This is a genomic window from Butyricicoccus intestinisimiae (genome assembly GCF_018918345.1).
Lineage (GTDB): Bacteria > Bacillota > Clostridia > Oscillospirales > Butyricicoccaceae > Butyricicoccus_A > Butyricicoccus_A intestinisimiae.
On the sequence record NZ_JAHLQI010000001.1, the window covers coordinates 417,685 to 432,893 of the forward strand.

Below are 15,209 nucleotides of genomic sequence, written 5' to 3' on the forward strand. Positions count from 1 at the left end.
ATATTTTCATGTATCAAATTCTTGAAAAGCGTCGTTTGAGTTCAAACGTAGTCCTGCTGGTCATTGATGCACCGTATGTTGCAAAGAAGGCCGAGCCGGGACAGTTCATCATTCTCCGCGTTGATGCGGACGGTGAGCGTATCCCGCTGACCATCTCTGCATACGACCGCAAGAAGGGCACCATCACGATTGTTGTGCAGGAAGTCGGCGCAACGACCATGAAGCTGGGTCAGATGAACCAAGGCGACTGCCTGCATGACTTTGTAGGCCCGCTGGGCAAAGCGTCTGAATTCGACGGCATCAAGAAGGCTGCTGTTGTCGGCGGCGGTCTGGGCTGTGCCATCGCACTGCCGCAGGCACAGAAGCTGCACGACATGGGTGTTGACGTAGATCTGATCGCAGGCTTCCGCAACACTGATGCCATCATTCTCGAAGATGAGATGAAGGGCGCATGTTCCAGACTGACGCTGGTAACCGATGACGGTTCCAACGGTCACAAGGGCTTTGTTACTGATGCGCTGAAAGAACTGATTGAAGCCGGCAACAAGTACGACGTTGTCATTGCCATCGGCCCGATGATTATGATGAAGTTCGTCTGCAAGACGACTGAGCCATACGGCATCAAGACCATCGTTTCCATGAACACCATCATGGTTGACGGCACGGGTATGTGCGGCGGCTGCCGTCTGACAGTTGGCGGCGAGACCAAGTTCGCTTGTGTAGACGGTCCGGACTTCGACGGTCATCAGGTTGACTTCGATGAGGCTATGCGCCGTTCCGCTATCTACAAGCCGCAGGAGCAGGCTGCTAGAGAGCACCAGTGCAATCTCATGAAAATGGAGGTAAAGTAAAGATGGCAAAGCCGAATATGTCCCCAGTGAAGAATCCGATCCCGGAACAGGATCCGAACGTAAGAAATAAGAACTTCTTGGAAGTTTCCCTCGGTTATGACGAGGCTACCGCAGTGGACGAAGCAACTCGCTGCTTGAACTGTAAAAATAAGCCGTGTGTTGGCGGCTGTCCGGTAAATGTACAGATTCCGGAGTTCATCTCCCTGATTAAGGAAGGCAAGTTCCTGGAAGCAAACGCAAAGATCAAGGAGACCAGCTCCCTTCCGGCTGTCTGCGGTCGTGTATGCCCGCAGGAGAGCCAGTGCGAGAGCAAGTGTGTCCGCGGCATCAAGGGCGAACCGGTTGGCATTGGCCGTCTGGAGCGCTTTGCTGCTGACTATGCAATGGCACATCCGTCCAACGATCCGATCGAAGTACCGGCATCCAACGGTCACAAGGTTGCTGTTGTCGGTGCAGGCCCTGCTGGTCTGACCTGTGCAGGCGATCTGGTTGCAAAGGGCTACGAGGTTACCGTATTTGAAGTACTGCACACCGCCGGCGGCGTGCTGATGTACGGCATTCCGGAGTTCCGTCTGCCGAAGGCAATCGTACAGAAGGAAATCGACACGCTGAAGGCAAAGGGCGTAAAGTTCATGCTCAACTTTGTTGTCGGCCGTACCGAGACCATCGACGACCTGTTTGCTGCTGGTTATGAGGCTATTTTCGTAGGCTCTGGCGCTGGTCTGCCGAACTTCATGCGCATTCCGGGCGAGGGCTTCAACGGCGTTTACTCTGCAAACGAGTACCTGACCCGTGTAAACCTGATGAAGGCATACAAGGAAGATTCCGATACGCCGATTTACCACGCAAAGCGCGTCGCTGTATTTGGCGGCGGCAACGTAGCAATGGACGCTGCTCGCTGCGCAAAGCGTATGGGTGCTGAGGAAGTATACATTGTATACCGCCGTTCCGAGGCAGAGCTTCCGGCACGTAAGGAAGAAGTTCACCATGCAAAGGAAGAAGGCATCATCTTCAAGCTGCTGGCTAACCCGATTGAGATTTACGGCGATGACGACTTCCATGTAAAGAGCGTACATATCCAGAACATGGAGCTGGGTGAGCCGGATGAGTCCGGCCGCCGTCGTCCGGTTCCGATTGAGGGCAGCACGGACGTTCTCGACGTTGACGCTGTTATCGTTGCAATCGGCACTTCCCCGAACCCGCTGATTCGCACCACGACCCCGGGTCTGGACGCAAACCGCAAGGGCTGCATTGTCGCTGACGAAGTTGGCGCAACCTCCAAGGAAGGCGTATTCGCAGGCGGTGACGCTGTTACCGGCGCTGCTACCGTTATCCTGGCAATGGGCGCTGGCAAGAAGGCTGCCGCTGCTATGGACGAGTACATTCAGAACAAGAACAAGTAATTTGATCTGAACATAAAGCAATCCCCCGCCGAAAACCGGCGGGGGATTTTTCGTCTTTATGTGGGAAACCGGAGCAAGTATTTTGCTCCTTCGGGCTGCACGGTTCGCTCCGCAATGCAGATTTTCCCGTCTTGTGCTTTTACCAAGTAGTCTCCCTGCGTCAAGCAGATATGTCCTTCCTATATGTGAATGTCAGTTTAATATTTTCTGTAATTAAATGAAAATATAATTATTGCATAAAAACTAAAAAGCAAGCAGATAAATAATCAAAAATATATTTTATTTTTGTTTTCATAAGGAACAGATAGAAACATTTTTAAAGGCGGCGTACATATTGCACACCGCCTTTTGCTTTAATATCTTCCGCCACCGATATATCGTTGACTATAGTAATTTGAGTTAATATTGTCTAAGATGATTCCCTGTCTCGTATTTGCAGCATGAATCATATAACCGTTTCCGATGTAAAAACCTACATGACTAACTATTTTGGAAATTGGTGTAGATGTTGAAAAGAACACCAAATCTCCCGCTTTTAAGTTGGATTTTGATACTTTTTGGCAGTTAGAATACTGAGCATAAGATGTTCTAGGGATGGTCTTTCCCATCTTTGCATAGAGCATTTTTGTGAATCCAGAACAGTCATATGCATCCGGCCCATTGCCACCCCAAACATACGGATAACCAATATACCGCCGTGCAATGGCAATCGCTTCAGTGATAGATACATTGGCAGAAGATGGGGAGGAATTTGGCTTAGACTTTGATGTGTACTGAGAACTAATGTATCCGGTCTTGCCGTTATATGAAATTAAATACCAACCATTTGACAAATTGCGCGTTGAAACCGTCGCTCCCCTATCTCTACTTGTTCACCAGTTGTCAGAGTTCCTACAATACTACTCGTATTATAAGGATCACTCCGTAGATTGGCATCCTCGGACACACTTGCTGTTGCTGCATATGCTTTATCAACAGACAATAATGCAGAAGCACAAACAAGCAGTCCTAATAATGGTTTCTTGATTTTCAAAAAACAGATCCTCTCTTGCAGAGCTAAATTGTGGGTTATATAAGTAGAGAAATCCTCTGCATAACTTTTCTAGCAGATCGGACTAAGACCCGCCAGTTTTAATATAGAATTTTTAGGCAAAAAAATAGTCCTTGCGTTTATAACAAAGACTATTTCTGCTTGCTTTTTTCTGCTATTTGCTATTTTTAATTTTATCAGAATACTCCTGTTTCAATTCCTCTGCCAGATACATGTCGCTCATGCAGTGCATATCGGAAACGCCATCACGGATCAACTGATAGACCTGAGAGTGATAAAAGAAATCTAATGCCGCATCCAGTGAAAGTCCCTGCTGTTTAGCAAAGCACTCGATAACACGACTATATTTTTTCTGAAGCAAAATCGGGTTCGCTGTCATAATGTTTCACTCCCTTCAAAATGTAGCAGAGACAGTGCGCTCTCTGTGCGGAAACAAATTTGCAAGTTCGGCTTTTCATAACGCAGGCGGTTGATAGCTTCCACCTTATCAATCAGCCCGTCAAAGAACAGTTCCACGGTATTGAACACCTTATCATTGGCAACACCACCCACAACCAAATCATACTCTGTTGAATCTTTTCCACTGCGGCAATTGAGAATAAAATCCAGCCATTCTTCGGAATAAGAATCGAATTCCATTGTTTTCAGCTCGTTTTCCCTGCTCTCATCGTATTCATACCGAGAAATAATACCGTCTTTCCCACGGCGTTTGAATTTACCGCACCACTTCACCGCTTGTTCATACAAAGGCGTGACATAGAAGCCACGCCCGAAATCTACATTGGGGCGGGAATGTACCAAATCCGGCTTTGCAATCTCTAAAAAAGAACCATGATAGAGAATCATATTTCCACGCCCCTTTCTTTCATAACATCAAGGAGATCGTTGACAATATATTCCCGACTCTGGGTATGCAGTACTTCATATTCTGGCACGATGTAACCGTTTAGAATATCGCTCTGTTCAGTAAATGCCTGATAAACACGCTTTGCATCCACATCCAGCTTTGCCGCTACATTTTCAATACAAAATACAGCAAACTCTAGCTCACTGGAATTTTTGATTTTTTCATTTGTCATCGCACTAAAACCTCCTTAAATGTTTTTTCAATTCCAAAAAACTACAAAATCTCGATATTGCTGTTAATTTATGTTATTTGTTATTATACTGTATTTTCCGTCTTATTACAATGAAAAAACTATACACAACAAAACCTTTCGTATACTATTCTGCTTCTAATTATAATCTTCAAAGGAGTCGAATTCGACCCCTTTAGTGTTGAACTATTCTAATCTGTTTTTGACCAGCTCTCAGCGATAAGGCTCTGATTGCTTAAACACTGAACATAACAAAGATTTAATGCTTCAACAGATGATACTTGGAAAATGTCTTTCACTTTTTATTCGTCCTCCAACTAACGTAGCAGTACAATAAACATCCTCAACGTTGATAGGATTTTTCTTTGCACAGTTCAATTCCACCAAGTATTGATTCAGAGCAATCGAAAGTGCATCTAAAGTTGCAGATTTCCCATTCATTCCAGCTAAAACGTTGCATTTTGGATGAAATTCAATTTCATAATCTGGAAAATATCTGAAGTTTTTAAGTTTCAATGTCTTTATTTTCATAAAATCCTCCAGCAAAACTTCTGCCCTAATATCGGGCGGGAGAGTCAATCTTAATAATTTATACCTTTGGCAAAAAGAAATAGTCTCCTGCTGCTAAAAAAGCTGCTTGAGATGAGGCACTATGCTTTTGCACGGTATTTTCTCTGTATTCATCCTCGTGCAAAGACCAACAATGAACTACAATATCTTTATCATTCGGATCATCTTCATTCGAAGTTGGCTTTCCAACCAGAATTAAATCTTGAATTGCTTTATTTTTATGGATTAACTCAATAAAAATCTCAGAATATCCTGGAGTATCACCGATTTCAGCGACTAGAGTTCCAGATGGTACAGGAATTTCCAATCGTGTCGGCTTAATATCTCGACGTTTTAATTCTTCAATGAGTTCTTCATCGCTAAAATCTTTAAGTTTTTTATTTGGTTCACTAATAATAATAGTTTTCATCAAAAGTCCTCCATATTTTCTTCCCAACCTTCTTGTACTACATCAAATTCATTCTCATTGTAATACCGACAGCCATCAATTTCGTAAGATCCATCTTCCCATGCTTCCTTAAATTCCTGATAAGAATCTGGAAACAAGATTCCGCTTTTAAACCCTTCCTTCCAAATAGTATTCATCATATGATGATCTACATTCTTTTTCCAACTGCCAACTACCCAACTAAAACCGGTATCACTTTCGTATAGATATAACTCATGTCCGTCAATGGGTGTCTTCGTATTCTTCATTTTAGCAATAATTTTTCTCATAAGCTCCTCCTTTTGAACGTTTTTATTACAAATTATGTATTTTTCTCATCGAATTTTTGTTTAATTGCTTTTGTTCACTTATTATATCATACAAACCATTTTCATAATTTTTCGAGAAAAAAGTATCAGACCTATAAAAAATATGAAAGATATTTATGTAACTTTGTTTGTTCGGCTTTCTCATATTTATCACGAATAAAAATAATAGGAGGAAGTTTATAATGCCAAGTGCAGTACGAACAGCAAAGAAGAAGAAGGAGTCTTTCACGCAAGGACAATTGACTCCCCCAAATCGGGAGTTTATCACATTAACGTTAACTCGACTTTCCGCTACTTACAAAACAGCAAGTGGAAAAAATGAAACCCTGACAATGGAAAAAAAGTCAGATGAAGAATTTACTGTAACACAGGGAGATACCGGTGTACGCTGGAATAATAAGAAAAAGGTTCGGAAATATACTATGTCTCAATGGGATGACGTATATGCGGATCTCATTCGCTCCGGCTGGACTCTCTTCGATACACAACGCCGAAAAAGAGTTATGGTTAAATCTCAAGGGATTACGATTAACGGTCACATGTATTCGCCTATTAAAGACAAATACGTGGAAGATATCGTAGAAAGATTGGTTTCCTACGCTAACCAAATGATTGAGCGTGAATACCAGCAGTCTATTTTAGATGTTCCAGAACATGCGTTCGAGGAAGCATCTGCGTGCTTAGATACATTAGCAAAAGAATACGAAAATATGAGCAACAAGGTTTTCAACGAACACCTTATGCATATCTTCGCTGTTCTCCCGCGACGAATTGATGTATTGGGAAAGTATATTGCTTCTAAGGATGCAACTGCCAACGATAGAGCAGAAATTGTTGAAACTGAGCGAGAACGATTGCAGGTTCTTCACACCATGCTTCGAGGCGGAAACATCCACAATCTTGAAGGAAAGGAAAATATTCTGGAAGTCTACGGCATTGAAATGCGCCGTTTTACTCCAGAAGAAGAACAGTTGGCGAAAAAACTGTTGAAACATCAAGCAGGAAAATTTGTTCGAGGATGGCGTGTAATCAACAAGCGGACCGAAAAGGATTTTCTCTCTTTCTGCAGCAAAGAACATCTGTCCGAAAACCACGGTGTTGATTACCTTTTTCATGGTTCAAAGCATCAAAACTGGTGGAGCATTCTTACCAATGGTTTAACCATTAACCCAATTGGGGTTGTGATCACTGGAAAAGCTTACGGTCAAGGCACTTATTTTGCACCAGATGCAATTAAATCACTCGGCTACACATCTAAAGCGGATGCCAAATATGGTGGTGGTCACGAATCTACAGGATTTATGGCCATCTATAAAGTGGCAACCGGCAATCGATACGATGGGCGGTTAGGAACTGATGGGCAGTTAAACTGGGAGAAACTTCAGAAGATTCAACCAGGTGCTCACTGCACATGGGCAGAGTGCCGTTATTCTGGCTTTCAAATGGACGAAGTTATCGTTTATAGGAATGAACAAAGTACCATTTGGGGACTGCTAGAATTGGCAATGTAAAACAAAAAGAAGGCATACGGCAGTGTAAAACTACCATATGCCTTCTTTTTCTCTGTTTTTGTTAAGCTGCTGCCAAAATAGCACCAACCACCATATTAAGTACCGCAAGCACCAGACCGATGATAGAAATCACCAGCGCGGCATTTGCCTTGCTCCACTGCTGTGCCTTTGCCTTTGCAGCCAGAACAATACCGATAATGCTCAATACCAATCCGCCTAAAGCGAACAGTAAAGATAAAATCAGTCCGATAATCGCTACGACTAATGCCGCAGTTGCATTCTTCTTAGTTTCCATTTCAATTCTCCTCTATTTGTTTTTTTCTCTTTTGAATGTAATCAGATAATATCTTAATGTCATCATCTAATTCTTGCGTCCAGACGAGCGTTTTTTGATCTTCGGTTTGCATCGCTGTATCCTGCAATGTTTGGTTTACCTCTTTTAGCAACTCTAATGCCGTTTCAGAATCTTCTATTTGAATTTTGGAAAAATAGTGAATCTTTGTGCAATTATCATAAGAAGTTGCGATACAAGTATTCAAGCGAGCTGCGTCTTCTTTCATTTTTCGCAAATATCTTTTCCGTTTAAAACCAGATGTGTGCAAAAATTGTTGATAATCTTTCTGAAAGCAGGTATACCACCATCTTGGCAATGCCCAATACCCGCCACCTGCACCATAAGCATTATAGTCTAAATTCAACTGATGAAACCGTTCCTCAAGCTGTCTTAGACGGTCATAATACCCATCGAATTCTTCAGTCATACCCTCATACGGTTGAAAATCTCTTTTTTCCAGTAGTTCAACTGCCTTGCGAATACTCGTTCCAAGTCTAGCCGAAACGAGATTCAGCCTTTCTTCTTTTTCTTCCAATGGCATATTAGGATCATCTGGAGCCAACTTCCATTGAAATCGGCTGTTAGCATGTTGAGAACTATAATGGGCAGCCTTTTCTTCGGCGTATTTTTTCGCATCGAAGTCGTTTGAATCCCCCGAAAATTTATAGATAATATAAGAGATCAACCATATAAACCATATGACAGCCGCAGTATAGGACACATAATTGCTGATTACAGTAAGATTCCTCAATTGTAACTGCGTTTCTGTTATTTTAGCTAGTACCCAATACCGAAGCACATAATCTACTCCTAACAAGCTGTTTCCTATTAAAATTATAAAAGTAATCCAAAATTCAATTTGAAACAATCGAAACAAGAATTTACCTTGTGTTAGGTATTTCTTCGGAATGTCATTCTTTTTAATAAGTATCCACTTTTGACTCTTTCGAAGGTTTTCTTCTCTTTCTTCTCCTATAGCATCAGATACAATTCCTGACAAACACAAGTAGCTAATCCATGTAGCCATACTCATACCAAAGGTTGTAATGCACCAATTATACGAAAATGAAAAGTTGTTCATTTGATCAATTTCCTCCATGCATATAACCTTTTTGCGATCCATCTGCCCGAATTCATAAGAAAGTTGTAACAGTGACCTGTAATATTCTTCTTATGAGATTTCAGATTTTTCTTAACTTCTTTAGCGAAAGCTTTTGCTGCAATTTTAACAGATTTCGATGGATGTTTTTTTGCAATCCTGCATACTTGTTTAATGGTCTCTTTTACTGTTTTCTTAGAGGTCTTGGAAATTTTATCTGATTTTTTTATAATTTTTTTCACGACACTTCGTACACCACCAGAAGTATTTCCTGGATCTAAGGCAGCAGTCACTGTAGTATGAATTGCACTAGCAACTATATATGTAACTTCTTTTCGACTAAAGCCTTTGTCACTATATGATACAGCATTCGAAATTGCATCCGCCGCTCCTGCTGCTAAAGCACTCAATGCAGGACACGCAGCATCTATAGCTCCCGTTGCCGCCCCTGTTGCCGCTGCGCAAATCACACTTTTAGCTTCTATTTTTTCTCCATCGATCATACTCTCAAATATGCATGCAGCTGTGCTCAAGGTTGCTCCAACAACAGCACCTGCGACTATGTTCCAGAATTCGCCTACTTTATCTGCTCTATTAACTGGATTGTTATCACAATAACTGAATAAATTATGGTCTCGAAGAGTCGCTTTTTCAGATACACTTTCATCATCTGCATAAACCATTTTCTTCATTACCGGATCATAGTACCGGCTCTGGAGATAATACATATTCAGTTCGGAGTCATAATAATAACCACGGTAGCGAATTGGGTTCAGTGTGCCGATTTCGGAACCCTTTGCATTGGAGACATTGAGGATTTCACCCCAACCATTATAGGTATACTCTGCAACAGTCTTGCCGGAAGTATCAACAATACGAATGACATCGCCCTGCTGGTTCAGGATATAATAATACGTATCTACTTCATTACCACGAGAATAAATGACACTATACGGTGCGCCACCATTATCATAAATGAACTCAAGGCTCTTTTCTTCGCCATCGTTCCAACGTTCCAATGTGACGTTACCGCCCTGCGTGATATACTCATGCTTTACACCGTCTACTGTCTTGCTATCGCGCACGCCATCCATATCATAATGATACGAGATAGACTTGCCGTTGCCCTTGGCAGTCGTCAAATCATGTGCATTTTCCCACGTGAATTTCCACGCAGTGCCATTATTATAGCTCAATGGATTGCCAACAGCATCATACGTAATCGCAGTGCCATTGTAACTGGTCAGCAGGTCTTTCCAATCCGAATCCGTATACTCATACGTGTCCGTTGTGGTCTTCTTCGTTTTGGTATTTGTCGTTTCAACCGTTCGAATATTGCCAGATGTATCGTAAGTATATGTGTATTCAGATTTTGCTGTGGCAGTTTTTCCGAAATCAGCTGATTCAGTCTATCATACTGATACTCGGCTACTACTGTTGATCCCTGCGAAACCTTAGATATATTGCCAATCGCATCGTATTCATAGGACAAATTAAACGGATTAACAATACCGGTATATGCAATGTTCGCAATCTGATTGGTTGTCAGTTGCTTGCCATCTGTCGTTTGTCCGGCTCTATCTTTGTAGGTATATGTCTGCGTGATAAAGTCAGTACCACTGCCATGCTTGCTCTTGATGTTTTTCAGTCGTTTCAGCGCATCATAGCCAAAGGAAATGGTTTCTCCATTCGCCGTCTTCATGCTTTGAAGCGTACCATCCGTTGTGCTGTACGTATAATTTTTCTGACCGTCCAGCTTCTCCGCCAACAGACCAGCTCTGCTTCGTAATCCGGTTTTCTCCATCATAGATGTGCTCGCTGCGCTGAACTTCGGTTGTCTTGCCGTCTTCTATACGTTCTTCTGAGCTGTGAATCAGTCGATCCAAGCTGTCATACTCATAGTTGACTACATTGACTTCCTTTTCACTCAGACCGCTGCGCTGCACCTCGATCTTCTTTGCCAGATCACCTTCGCCATTGTACACATAGCGGTATTTGACAGTTCCATTATACTTTTCTTCTACAACTCTGTCAAACACATCGTAGACCAATTCAACCGTATTGCCATTCGCATACGTTGTTTTAATCAGATTGCCGTTTTCATAAACATATTCAACCGAAAGCTTACCGGTAATATAAGTTAAATGCTGTCGATCTGTTTCATCTTCGTATGTGTAATTTGTCGTTGTGTCACCTGTCTCAGAGGTTGACACCAATCCCTATATCGCACATATTTTTATTGTCATTTTATTCAATTATCGTGTTAATCCAATATCTATAATAAAGATAGCGTAATAACAAAAAATAGCTCCTAATATAACCGAGATGATATTTATCACGATAGCAACCAAACGCAAACGATCCGGACGCCGCAATTGCCACATGAAATTCGAAAGGATTCCTACGCCTCCGCATAAAAGCGGTACTCTAGGATCTACCAATATACATAGCAAAGCAAATATAGACAATACTAAGCAATTTTTAGCGGAACTTCCTTCACTCATTTATCGTTTCTTCCTTTTCTTCTACCAATTCCATATATTACTCTTTCCTTTGGATAGTATTGTATTTATGCAATACGTTACATGTGTATTGTATAAATAATGCTCCCACTTAATCCTTCGATGTGATTTTTTCATTTGCGCTTTGCAAGATTTAACAATTCCCTTCAATGAACTTTTTGACTTTCCAATAGCTGTCCTTATAGCCTTTTTGCTTCCTTTAGATATAGTAGAACTTTTCTTTGGCGCTTTAAGCTTAAACCTCGACTTAGATCGTGATACTTTATGTATTGGATGTCCAGGAATTGAAGAAATAAATTTAGACATTCCTACATCAACTCCTATTGAAACAGCCATTCTGGCAACATCTGATTTTTTCTTTGGCTTTCCATTGTCTTTAACCCACTGGATTCCCGATGGAACAGCGGCCATTGCAATATTAGCTACCAGTGTTATTTTTTTAATGTTAGCTATTGGTGTGAACGTATCAATTGCTCCTGAAACTGCTCCCGAAATCACAGCCCCTGCTAATCCACTTGTAAGTTTATCTCCATTTTCAGAATTAGATGCTATTTGTAAAACTGCGCTGTACCTCGATCTTCTTTGTCAGATCACCTTCACCATTGTACACATAGCGGTATTTGACAGTTCCATTATACTTTTCTTTAACAACTCTGTCAAAGACATCATAGACCAATTCAACTGTATTTCCGTTCGCATACGTTGTTTTAATCAGATTGCCGTTATTCGGTGCGTATTCGTACCGTGCCAACTCTCTGTTTCCTACACTTACGCTTGTCTTGTTTCCGAACGAGTCATAAGTATAGTTATAAGTCTGTTGAATATGCGGTGAAGAATTTGTCTCACTACCCGTATCAGATTCATAACTATTACCTGTATAGTTGATGACTAAACAATCAACTGTTTCTTCTATTAATCAGCGTTACTTAGCAAAACTTATAACACATCCAAAACTTTTCTTTCATCATTAGTATCCAAAATATATTGGATGTTCGAAGACTTAATTCTTCTCACACTGTCATATATGTTTTGAATTATGCAATGATTTTTAGAATAAATCTCAAAAAAGTTACAATCATATGCTAAAATTATAAATTCACATTTACTTTCATAAAATTCTTCATAAGTGTGAATTTCTTTGTAGTCTTCATCCAAATAAGCTGACAATTTTAGAAAAATAACCATATATCTTTTTCTAAACTCTGTTAACAGCTCTTTTCCTGTATAATACGTTCGATCCAAAAATGGTTCAACATCTCCTTGTGCTGTGTAGTACCAACCTTCCGTTTGTTTTAAGTCATTAAACCAGTGATATTTTTCCGCAGGAATAGATTCCAATATTTTACATAAAATATCATCTACATCCTCGGCGTATACTTGAAAAGACAATCCTCTAATCATTCATTCACCTACTTATTAACAAAATATGATTTAACTTTACAAAACATCATTCTCAAAATCAAATATTAGTTTTATCCGAAAATATAGCAATCCCATGAATTAGTGCAAATAATCACAATATTTGAACCAGCCTAAGCAGTCAGAAGGCGAAACAGCTTGAAAAGCACATTGTAGAGTCAACGGCTCTGCTTCCGCCAAGCGAATAGGCATACCGCCTTGTCATATTCGTATTGCATCCGCTTTCATCCAGAAACACAGATCACTTGCCTTGAATCCTTAAATCAATAGTTTCCTTGTCTCGTTGTGCAACATTTGAATCGCCTCTTTGACTTGATTCTACACCTTTTGTCAAGTAGCTGCTCTATTTTTCTGGATTGCTATAAGAACTCCAACCGAGCGTGTTTTGCAAGATATCTGCCGTGAATTTCACGTCAACAAACAATGGTTAACCACCGGAGAAGGCTCGATGTTCCTCTCCCCGAACGACGAGGATCTCAACGAGCAAATCGAGCGCATCATGGCGGGAGAAAACGAGTTCCACAAAAGCATGTTCCGTATGCTGGCGAACTTTGATGACGAAGATTTAATCGCTCTCGAACGGCTGGTAAAGAAACTGGCACAGGCAAAAGAATAGCACAAATGGCAAGAACCCCCGACACAGTTTTCCGTGTCGGGGGTTCGTTTGCTTGTTTATGCAATTACTTGTGCTCTTCGATGTACTTCATCAGGTCGCCGATGGTTACCATCTTTGCAGCTTCCTCGTCCGGAATCGTTACGCCGCACTCTTCCTCCAGATCCATCATCAGCTCAACGATGTCGAGGGAGTCAGCCTGCAGATCTTCCTTGATCTTGGTGTCAGCGGTCAGGGTGCTTGCGTCTACGTCAAACTTGTCAGCCAGCATTTCGCAAATCTTCTCAAACATAGTATGTTCTCCTTCTTAAATCATGTATTTTCATAAAAAACGCCGATCTTTCGGAATTTTTCATATCGTTGGTTTTGTAATTCCTGTTCAGACATCGCGGACAGCCGCTTGAGCGCTGCGGTCAGCGTTGTCTTGATATTTTTGAAATACGCACTCTGCGTGATTCCTTCTTTAATAATACCCTCAATCATGTCAAATTGCAAGAGGTCTTCCGCCGTAATATGCAAAGCCTGCGCCGCGTCCAATTCGCGGGAAGCATCCTTCCATAAAATGCTCGCGCATCCGCGCGGAGAGATGACAGAATAAATGGCATTCTGCATCATGTATACTTCATTGGCAACTGCAATGCCCAATGCGCCGCCGCTGCCGCCTTCTCCGGTCACCACCGAGATGACAGGTACTTTCAGTCCCATAAACTCATAGAGATTGCGTGCAATGGCCTCTCCCTGTCCGCGTTCCTCTGCGCCGACACCGCAAAACGCGCCTGCGGTATCTACAAAACAAATAATCGGGCGATGGAACTTTTCCGCTTGCTTTGCCAATCGCAGTGCTTTGCGGTATCCTTCCGGATGCGCCATGCCAAAATTGGCTTCGATGTTCTGCTCTGTCGTGTGTCCTTTGCGCTGTCCGATGACGGTCACCGGCGTGCCGTTGAGGCGCGCAATGCCCGCACACATGGCATGATCTTCGCCGTACAGGCGGTCACCGTGCAGTTCTATGAAGTCTGTGAAGATTTCTTTTACAATATCGTCAATGTTTGGGCGCTCAATGTCGTGAATGACGGCCAATTGACGAGCCATTGCTTTTTGATTCATTCTTCACACCTACCTTTCTTACCGGATACCCGTGCAGAGACAGCAGGGACGTCAGGGTTTGCTTCATCTCGCCGCGCGGAACAATCGCATCACAGAAGCCATGCTCCAGTGTAAATTCTGCGGACTGGAACGTTTTCGGCAGTTTTTCACCGATAGTTCCTTCGATAACACGCCGTCCGGCAAAACCAACCGTTGCCTTCGGCTCTGCCAGAATGATATCGCCCAGCATGGCAAAGCTCGCCGTGACACCGCCGGTCGTCGGGTCGGTCAAAACCGTGATATACAGCTGACCGGCTTCTGCCAGCTTTGCCGCTGCACCGCTCACCTTCGCCATCTGAAGCAGCGAAAACATACCTTCCTGCATGCGTGCGCCGCCGGAGCAAGTGAATAAGATCACCGGCAGCTTGTGCGCAGCACCATACTCAAACAGGCGGGTCAGCTTTTCGCCGACAACGCTGCCCATAGACGCCATCATGAAATGGCTGTCCATGACGCCAATACACGTCTTGATGCCGCCGATCAGGCAGGTGCCTGTGACAACGGCATCTTCCATGCCGGTCTTTTCCTTGAGCTGTGCCACTTTTTCCGCATAGCCTTTGAACTGCAGCGGATCCAGCGTTTGCAGCTCGCCAAACAGCTCAGAAAACGTGTTTTTATCCGCAATCTGACGAATGCGTGTCGATGCCAGTAAACGCGCGTGTGCGCCGCAATGTGGGCAGACATACAGATTTTTTCCATACTTGACGGAATCCAGCTGCGTACCGCACACCTTGCAGAAGTGACCGGATTCTTTTTTTGGTTTGATATGTTTGATTCGCTCCGAGCTTTCTCTTGTCTTGTGAAACAAATCAATCAGCATACGATTCCCTCCCCGTC

At 42.6% G+C, this 15,209-nt stretch carries 24 protein-coding genes; 4 read left to right on the forward strand and 20 right to left on the reverse strand.

Going from position 1 to position 15,209, the window contains the following annotated elements:
• The first annotated feature begins 8 nt into the window (after positions 1 to 8).
• Together KQI75_RS02130 and gltA are read left to right on the forward strand one after the other, a co-directional pair.
• Positions 9 to 851, forward strand: coding sequence for a sulfide/dihydroorotate dehydrogenase-like FAD/NAD-binding protein (locus KQI75_RS02130; RefSeq protein WP_216469029.1), 843 nt, complete (start codon positions 9 to 11; stop codon positions 849 to 851).
• Between the two features lie 2 nt (positions 852 to 853).
• Positions 854 to 2,254 (forward strand): NADPH-dependent glutamate synthase, encoded by a 1,401-nt coding sequence (gltA, locus tag KQI75_RS02135; RefSeq protein ID WP_216469030.1) that lies wholly within the window; start codon positions 854 to 856, stop codon positions 2,252 to 2,254.
• A gap of 353 nt (positions 2,255 to 2,607) precedes the next feature.
• Here gltA and KQI75_RS13810 read toward each other — a convergent pair whose 3' ends face one another.
• The 8 genes from KQI75_RS13810 to KQI75_RS02175 form a co-directional block, all read right to left on the reverse strand.
• Complete coding sequence (locus KQI75_RS13810) at positions 2,608 to 3,087, reverse strand: NlpC/P60 family protein (RefSeq protein WP_216469031.1); 480 nt, start codon at positions 3,085 to 3,087, stop codon at positions 2,608 to 2,610.
• Positions 3,066 to 3,287: an SH3 domain-containing protein gene (locus KQI75_RS02145; RefSeq protein ID WP_216469032.1), complete on the reverse strand. Its 222-nt coding sequence runs from the start codon at positions 3,285 to 3,287 to the stop codon at positions 3,066 to 3,068. Before KQI75_RS02145 ends, KQI75_RS13810 begins: the two co-directional genes overlap by 22 nt.
• 172 nt (positions 3,288 to 3,459) lie before the next feature.
• On the reverse strand, positions 3,460 to 3,684 hold the full coding sequence (locus KQI75_RS02150; RefSeq protein WP_216469033.1) for a DUF3791 domain-containing protein: 225 nt from the start codon (positions 3,682 to 3,684) through the stop codon (positions 3,460 to 3,462).
• A complete protein-coding gene (locus tag KQI75_RS02155) occupies positions 3,681 to 4,151 on the reverse strand; it encodes a DUF3990 domain-containing protein (protein ID WP_216469034.1) in 471 nt (156 codons plus the stop codon). Before KQI75_RS02155 ends, KQI75_RS02150 begins: the two co-directional genes overlap by 4 nt.
• Complete coding sequence (locus KQI75_RS02160; protein ID WP_216469035.1) at positions 4,148 to 4,384, reverse strand: DUF3791 domain-containing protein; 237 nt, start codon at positions 4,382 to 4,384, stop codon at positions 4,148 to 4,150. The genes KQI75_RS02155 and KQI75_RS02160 overlap by 4 nt, the downstream gene beginning before the upstream one ends.
• Positions 4,385 to 4,669: 285 nt before the next feature.
• Positions 4,670 to 4,933, reverse strand: coding sequence for an AAA family ATPase (locus KQI75_RS02165; RefSeq protein WP_216469036.1), 264 nt, complete (start codon positions 4,931 to 4,933; stop codon positions 4,670 to 4,672).
• Between the two features lie 58 nt (positions 4,934 to 4,991).
• Positions 4,992 to 5,381 carry a hypothetical protein gene (locus KQI75_RS02170; RefSeq protein ID WP_216469037.1) on the reverse strand — a complete coding sequence of 130 codons (390 nt, stop codon included), beginning with the start codon at positions 5,379 to 5,381 and terminating at the stop codon, positions 4,992 to 4,994.
• Positions 5,381 to 5,689 carry a hypothetical protein gene (locus tag KQI75_RS02175; protein WP_216469038.1) on the reverse strand — a complete coding sequence of 103 codons (309 nt, stop codon included), beginning with the start codon at positions 5,687 to 5,689 and terminating at the stop codon, positions 5,381 to 5,383. Before KQI75_RS02175 ends, KQI75_RS02170 begins: the two co-directional genes overlap by 1 nt.
• A gap of 221 nt (positions 5,690 to 5,910) precedes the next feature.
• Here KQI75_RS02175 and KQI75_RS02180 point away from each other — a divergent pair, with 221 nt between their 5' ends.
• Positions 5,911 to 7,239, forward strand: a complete 1,329-nt coding sequence (locus tag KQI75_RS02180) for a PARP domain-containing protein (protein WP_216469039.1) — start codon at positions 5,911 to 5,913, stop codon at positions 7,237 to 7,239.
• A gap of 61 nt (positions 7,240 to 7,300) precedes the next feature.
• Here the strand turns inward: KQI75_RS02180 and KQI75_RS02185 are convergent, their stop codons facing one another.
• The 9 genes from KQI75_RS02185 to KQI75_RS02225 form a co-directional block, all read right to left on the reverse strand.
• Positions 7,301 to 7,534 carry a hypothetical protein gene (locus tag KQI75_RS02185; protein WP_216469040.1) on the reverse strand — a complete coding sequence of 78 codons (234 nt, stop codon included), beginning with the start codon at positions 7,532 to 7,534 and terminating at the stop codon, positions 7,301 to 7,303.
• A gap of 1 nt (position 7,535) precedes the next feature.
• Complete coding sequence (locus tag KQI75_RS02190) at positions 7,536 to 8,672, reverse strand: hypothetical protein (RefSeq protein ID WP_216469041.1); 1,137 nt, start codon at positions 8,670 to 8,672, stop codon at positions 7,536 to 7,538.
• Positions 8,651 to 9,814 (reverse strand): RHS repeat domain-containing protein, encoded by a 1,164-nt coding sequence (locus KQI75_RS02195; protein ID WP_216469042.1) that lies wholly within the window; start codon positions 9,812 to 9,814, stop codon positions 8,651 to 8,653. Before KQI75_RS02195 ends, KQI75_RS02190 begins: the two co-directional genes overlap by 22 nt.
• Before the next feature lie 101 nt (positions 9,815 to 9,915).
• On the reverse strand, positions 9,916 to 10,374 hold the full coding sequence (locus KQI75_RS02200; protein ID WP_216469043.1) for a hypothetical protein: 459 nt from the start codon (positions 10,372 to 10,374) through the stop codon (positions 9,916 to 9,918).
• On the reverse strand, positions 10,334 to 10,885 hold the full coding sequence (locus KQI75_RS02205) for a hypothetical protein (protein WP_216469044.1): 552 nt from the start codon (positions 10,883 to 10,885) through the stop codon (positions 10,334 to 10,336). Before KQI75_RS02205 ends, KQI75_RS02200 begins: the two co-directional genes overlap by 41 nt.
• Positions 10,886 to 10,927: 42 nt before the next feature.
• Positions 10,928 to 11,176 (reverse strand): hypothetical protein, encoded by a 249-nt coding sequence (locus KQI75_RS02210; protein ID WP_216469045.1) that lies wholly within the window; start codon positions 11,174 to 11,176, stop codon positions 10,928 to 10,930.
• A 21-nt stretch (positions 11,177 to 11,197) separates the two neighbouring features.
• Complete coding sequence (locus tag KQI75_RS02215) at positions 11,198 to 11,692, reverse strand: hypothetical protein (protein WP_216469046.1); 495 nt, start codon at positions 11,690 to 11,692, stop codon at positions 11,198 to 11,200.
• A 43-nt stretch (positions 11,693 to 11,735) separates the two neighbouring features.
• A complete protein-coding gene (locus KQI75_RS02220; protein ID WP_216469047.1) occupies positions 11,736 to 11,945 on the reverse strand; it encodes an RHS repeat domain-containing protein in 210 nt (69 codons plus the stop codon).
• A gap of 185 nt (positions 11,946 to 12,130) precedes the next feature.
• Positions 12,131 to 12,595, reverse strand: coding sequence for a DUF2691 family protein (locus tag KQI75_RS02225; protein ID WP_216469048.1), 465 nt, complete (start codon positions 12,593 to 12,595; stop codon positions 12,131 to 12,133).
• A 403-nt stretch (positions 12,596 to 12,998) separates the two neighbouring features.
• Between KQI75_RS02225 and KQI75_RS02230 the strand changes: the two genes are divergently transcribed.
• A complete protein-coding gene (locus KQI75_RS02230) occupies positions 12,999 to 13,229 on the forward strand; it encodes a hypothetical protein (RefSeq protein ID WP_216469049.1) in 231 nt (76 codons plus the stop codon).
• A gap of 64 nt (positions 13,230 to 13,293) precedes the next feature.
• On the opposite strand, the gene acpP is transcribed toward KQI75_RS02230, so the two are convergent.
• The 3 genes from acpP to accD are packed head-to-tail and all read right to left on the reverse strand — an operon-like array spanning position 13,294 to position 15,192.
• Positions 13,294 to 13,518: an acyl carrier protein gene (gene acpP, locus KQI75_RS02235; RefSeq protein WP_216469050.1), complete on the reverse strand. Its 225-nt coding sequence runs from the start codon at positions 13,516 to 13,518 to the stop codon at positions 13,294 to 13,296.
• Positions 13,519 to 13,538: 20 nt separating this feature from the next.
• A complete protein-coding gene (locus tag KQI75_RS02240; protein WP_216469051.1) occupies positions 13,539 to 14,333 on the reverse strand; it encodes an acetyl-CoA carboxylase carboxyltransferase subunit alpha in 795 nt (264 codons plus the stop codon).
• Positions 14,284 to 15,192 carry an acetyl-CoA carboxylase, carboxyltransferase subunit beta gene (gene accD, locus KQI75_RS02245; protein ID WP_216469052.1) on the reverse strand — a complete coding sequence of 303 codons (909 nt, stop codon included), beginning with the start codon at positions 15,190 to 15,192 and terminating at the stop codon, positions 14,284 to 14,286. Before accD ends, KQI75_RS02240 begins: the two co-directional genes overlap by 50 nt.
• Positions 15,193 to 15,209: the final 17 nt, after the last annotated feature.

Coding starts and splice junctions, on each gene's coding strand:
- KQI75_RS02130 (WP_216469029.1), top strand. CDS start 9: ATGTATCAAATTCTTGAAAAGCGTCGTTTGAGTTCAAACGTAGTCCTG.
- gltA (WP_216469030.1), top strand. CDS start 854: ATGGCAAAGCCGAATATGTCCCCAGTGAAGAATCCGATCCCGGAACAG.
- KQI75_RS02150 (WP_216469033.1), bottom strand. CDS start 3,684: ATGACAGCGAACCCGATTTTGCTTCAGAAAAAATATAGTCGTGTTATC.
- KQI75_RS02155 (WP_216469034.1), bottom strand. CDS start 4,151: ATGATTCTCTATCATGGTTCTTTTTTAGAGATTGCAAAGCCGGATTTG.
- KQI75_RS02160 (WP_216469035.1), bottom strand. CDS start 4,384: ATGACAAATGAAAAAATCAAAAATTCCAGTGAGCTAGAGTTTGCTGTA.
- KQI75_RS02165 (WP_216469036.1), bottom strand. CDS start 4,933: ATGAAAATAAAGACATTGAAACTTAAAAACTTCAGATATTTTCCAGAT.
- KQI75_RS02170 (WP_216469037.1), bottom strand. CDS start 5,381: ATGAAAACTATTATTATTAGTGAACCAAATAAAAAACTTAAAGATTTT.
- KQI75_RS02175 (WP_216469038.1), bottom strand. CDS start 5,689: ATGAGAAAAATTATTGCTAAAATGAAGAATACGAAGACACCCATTGAC.
- KQI75_RS02180 (WP_216469039.1), top strand. CDS start 5,911: ATGCCAAGTGCAGTACGAACAGCAAAGAAGAAGAAGGAGTCTTTCACG.
- KQI75_RS02185 (WP_216469040.1), bottom strand. CDS start 7,534: ATGGAAACTAAGAAGAATGCAACTGCGGCATTAGTCGTAGCGATTATC.
- KQI75_RS02190 (WP_216469041.1), bottom strand. CDS start 8,672: ATGGAGGAAATTGATCAAATGAACAACTTTTCATTTTCGTATAATTGG.
- KQI75_RS02200 (WP_216469043.1), bottom strand. CDS start 10,374: ATGAAGACGGCGAATGGAGAAACCATTTCCTTTGGCTATGATGCGCTG.
- KQI75_RS02210 (WP_216469045.1), bottom strand. CDS start 11,176: ATGAGTGAAGGAAGTTCCGCTAAAAATTGCTTAGTATTGTCTATATTT.
- KQI75_RS02225 (WP_216469048.1), bottom strand. CDS start 12,595: ATGATTAGAGGATTGTCTTTTCAAGTATACGCCGAGGATGTAGATGAT.
- acpP (WP_216469050.1), bottom strand. CDS start 13,518: ATGTTTGAGAAGATTTGCGAAATGCTGGCTGACAAGTTTGACGTAGAC.
- KQI75_RS02240 (WP_216469051.1), bottom strand. CDS start 14,333: ATGAATCAAAAAGCAATGGCTCGTCAATTGGCCGTCATTCACGACATT.
- accD (WP_216469052.1), bottom strand. CDS start 15,192: ATGCTGATTGATTTGTTTCACAAGACAAGAGAAAGCTCGGAGCGAATC.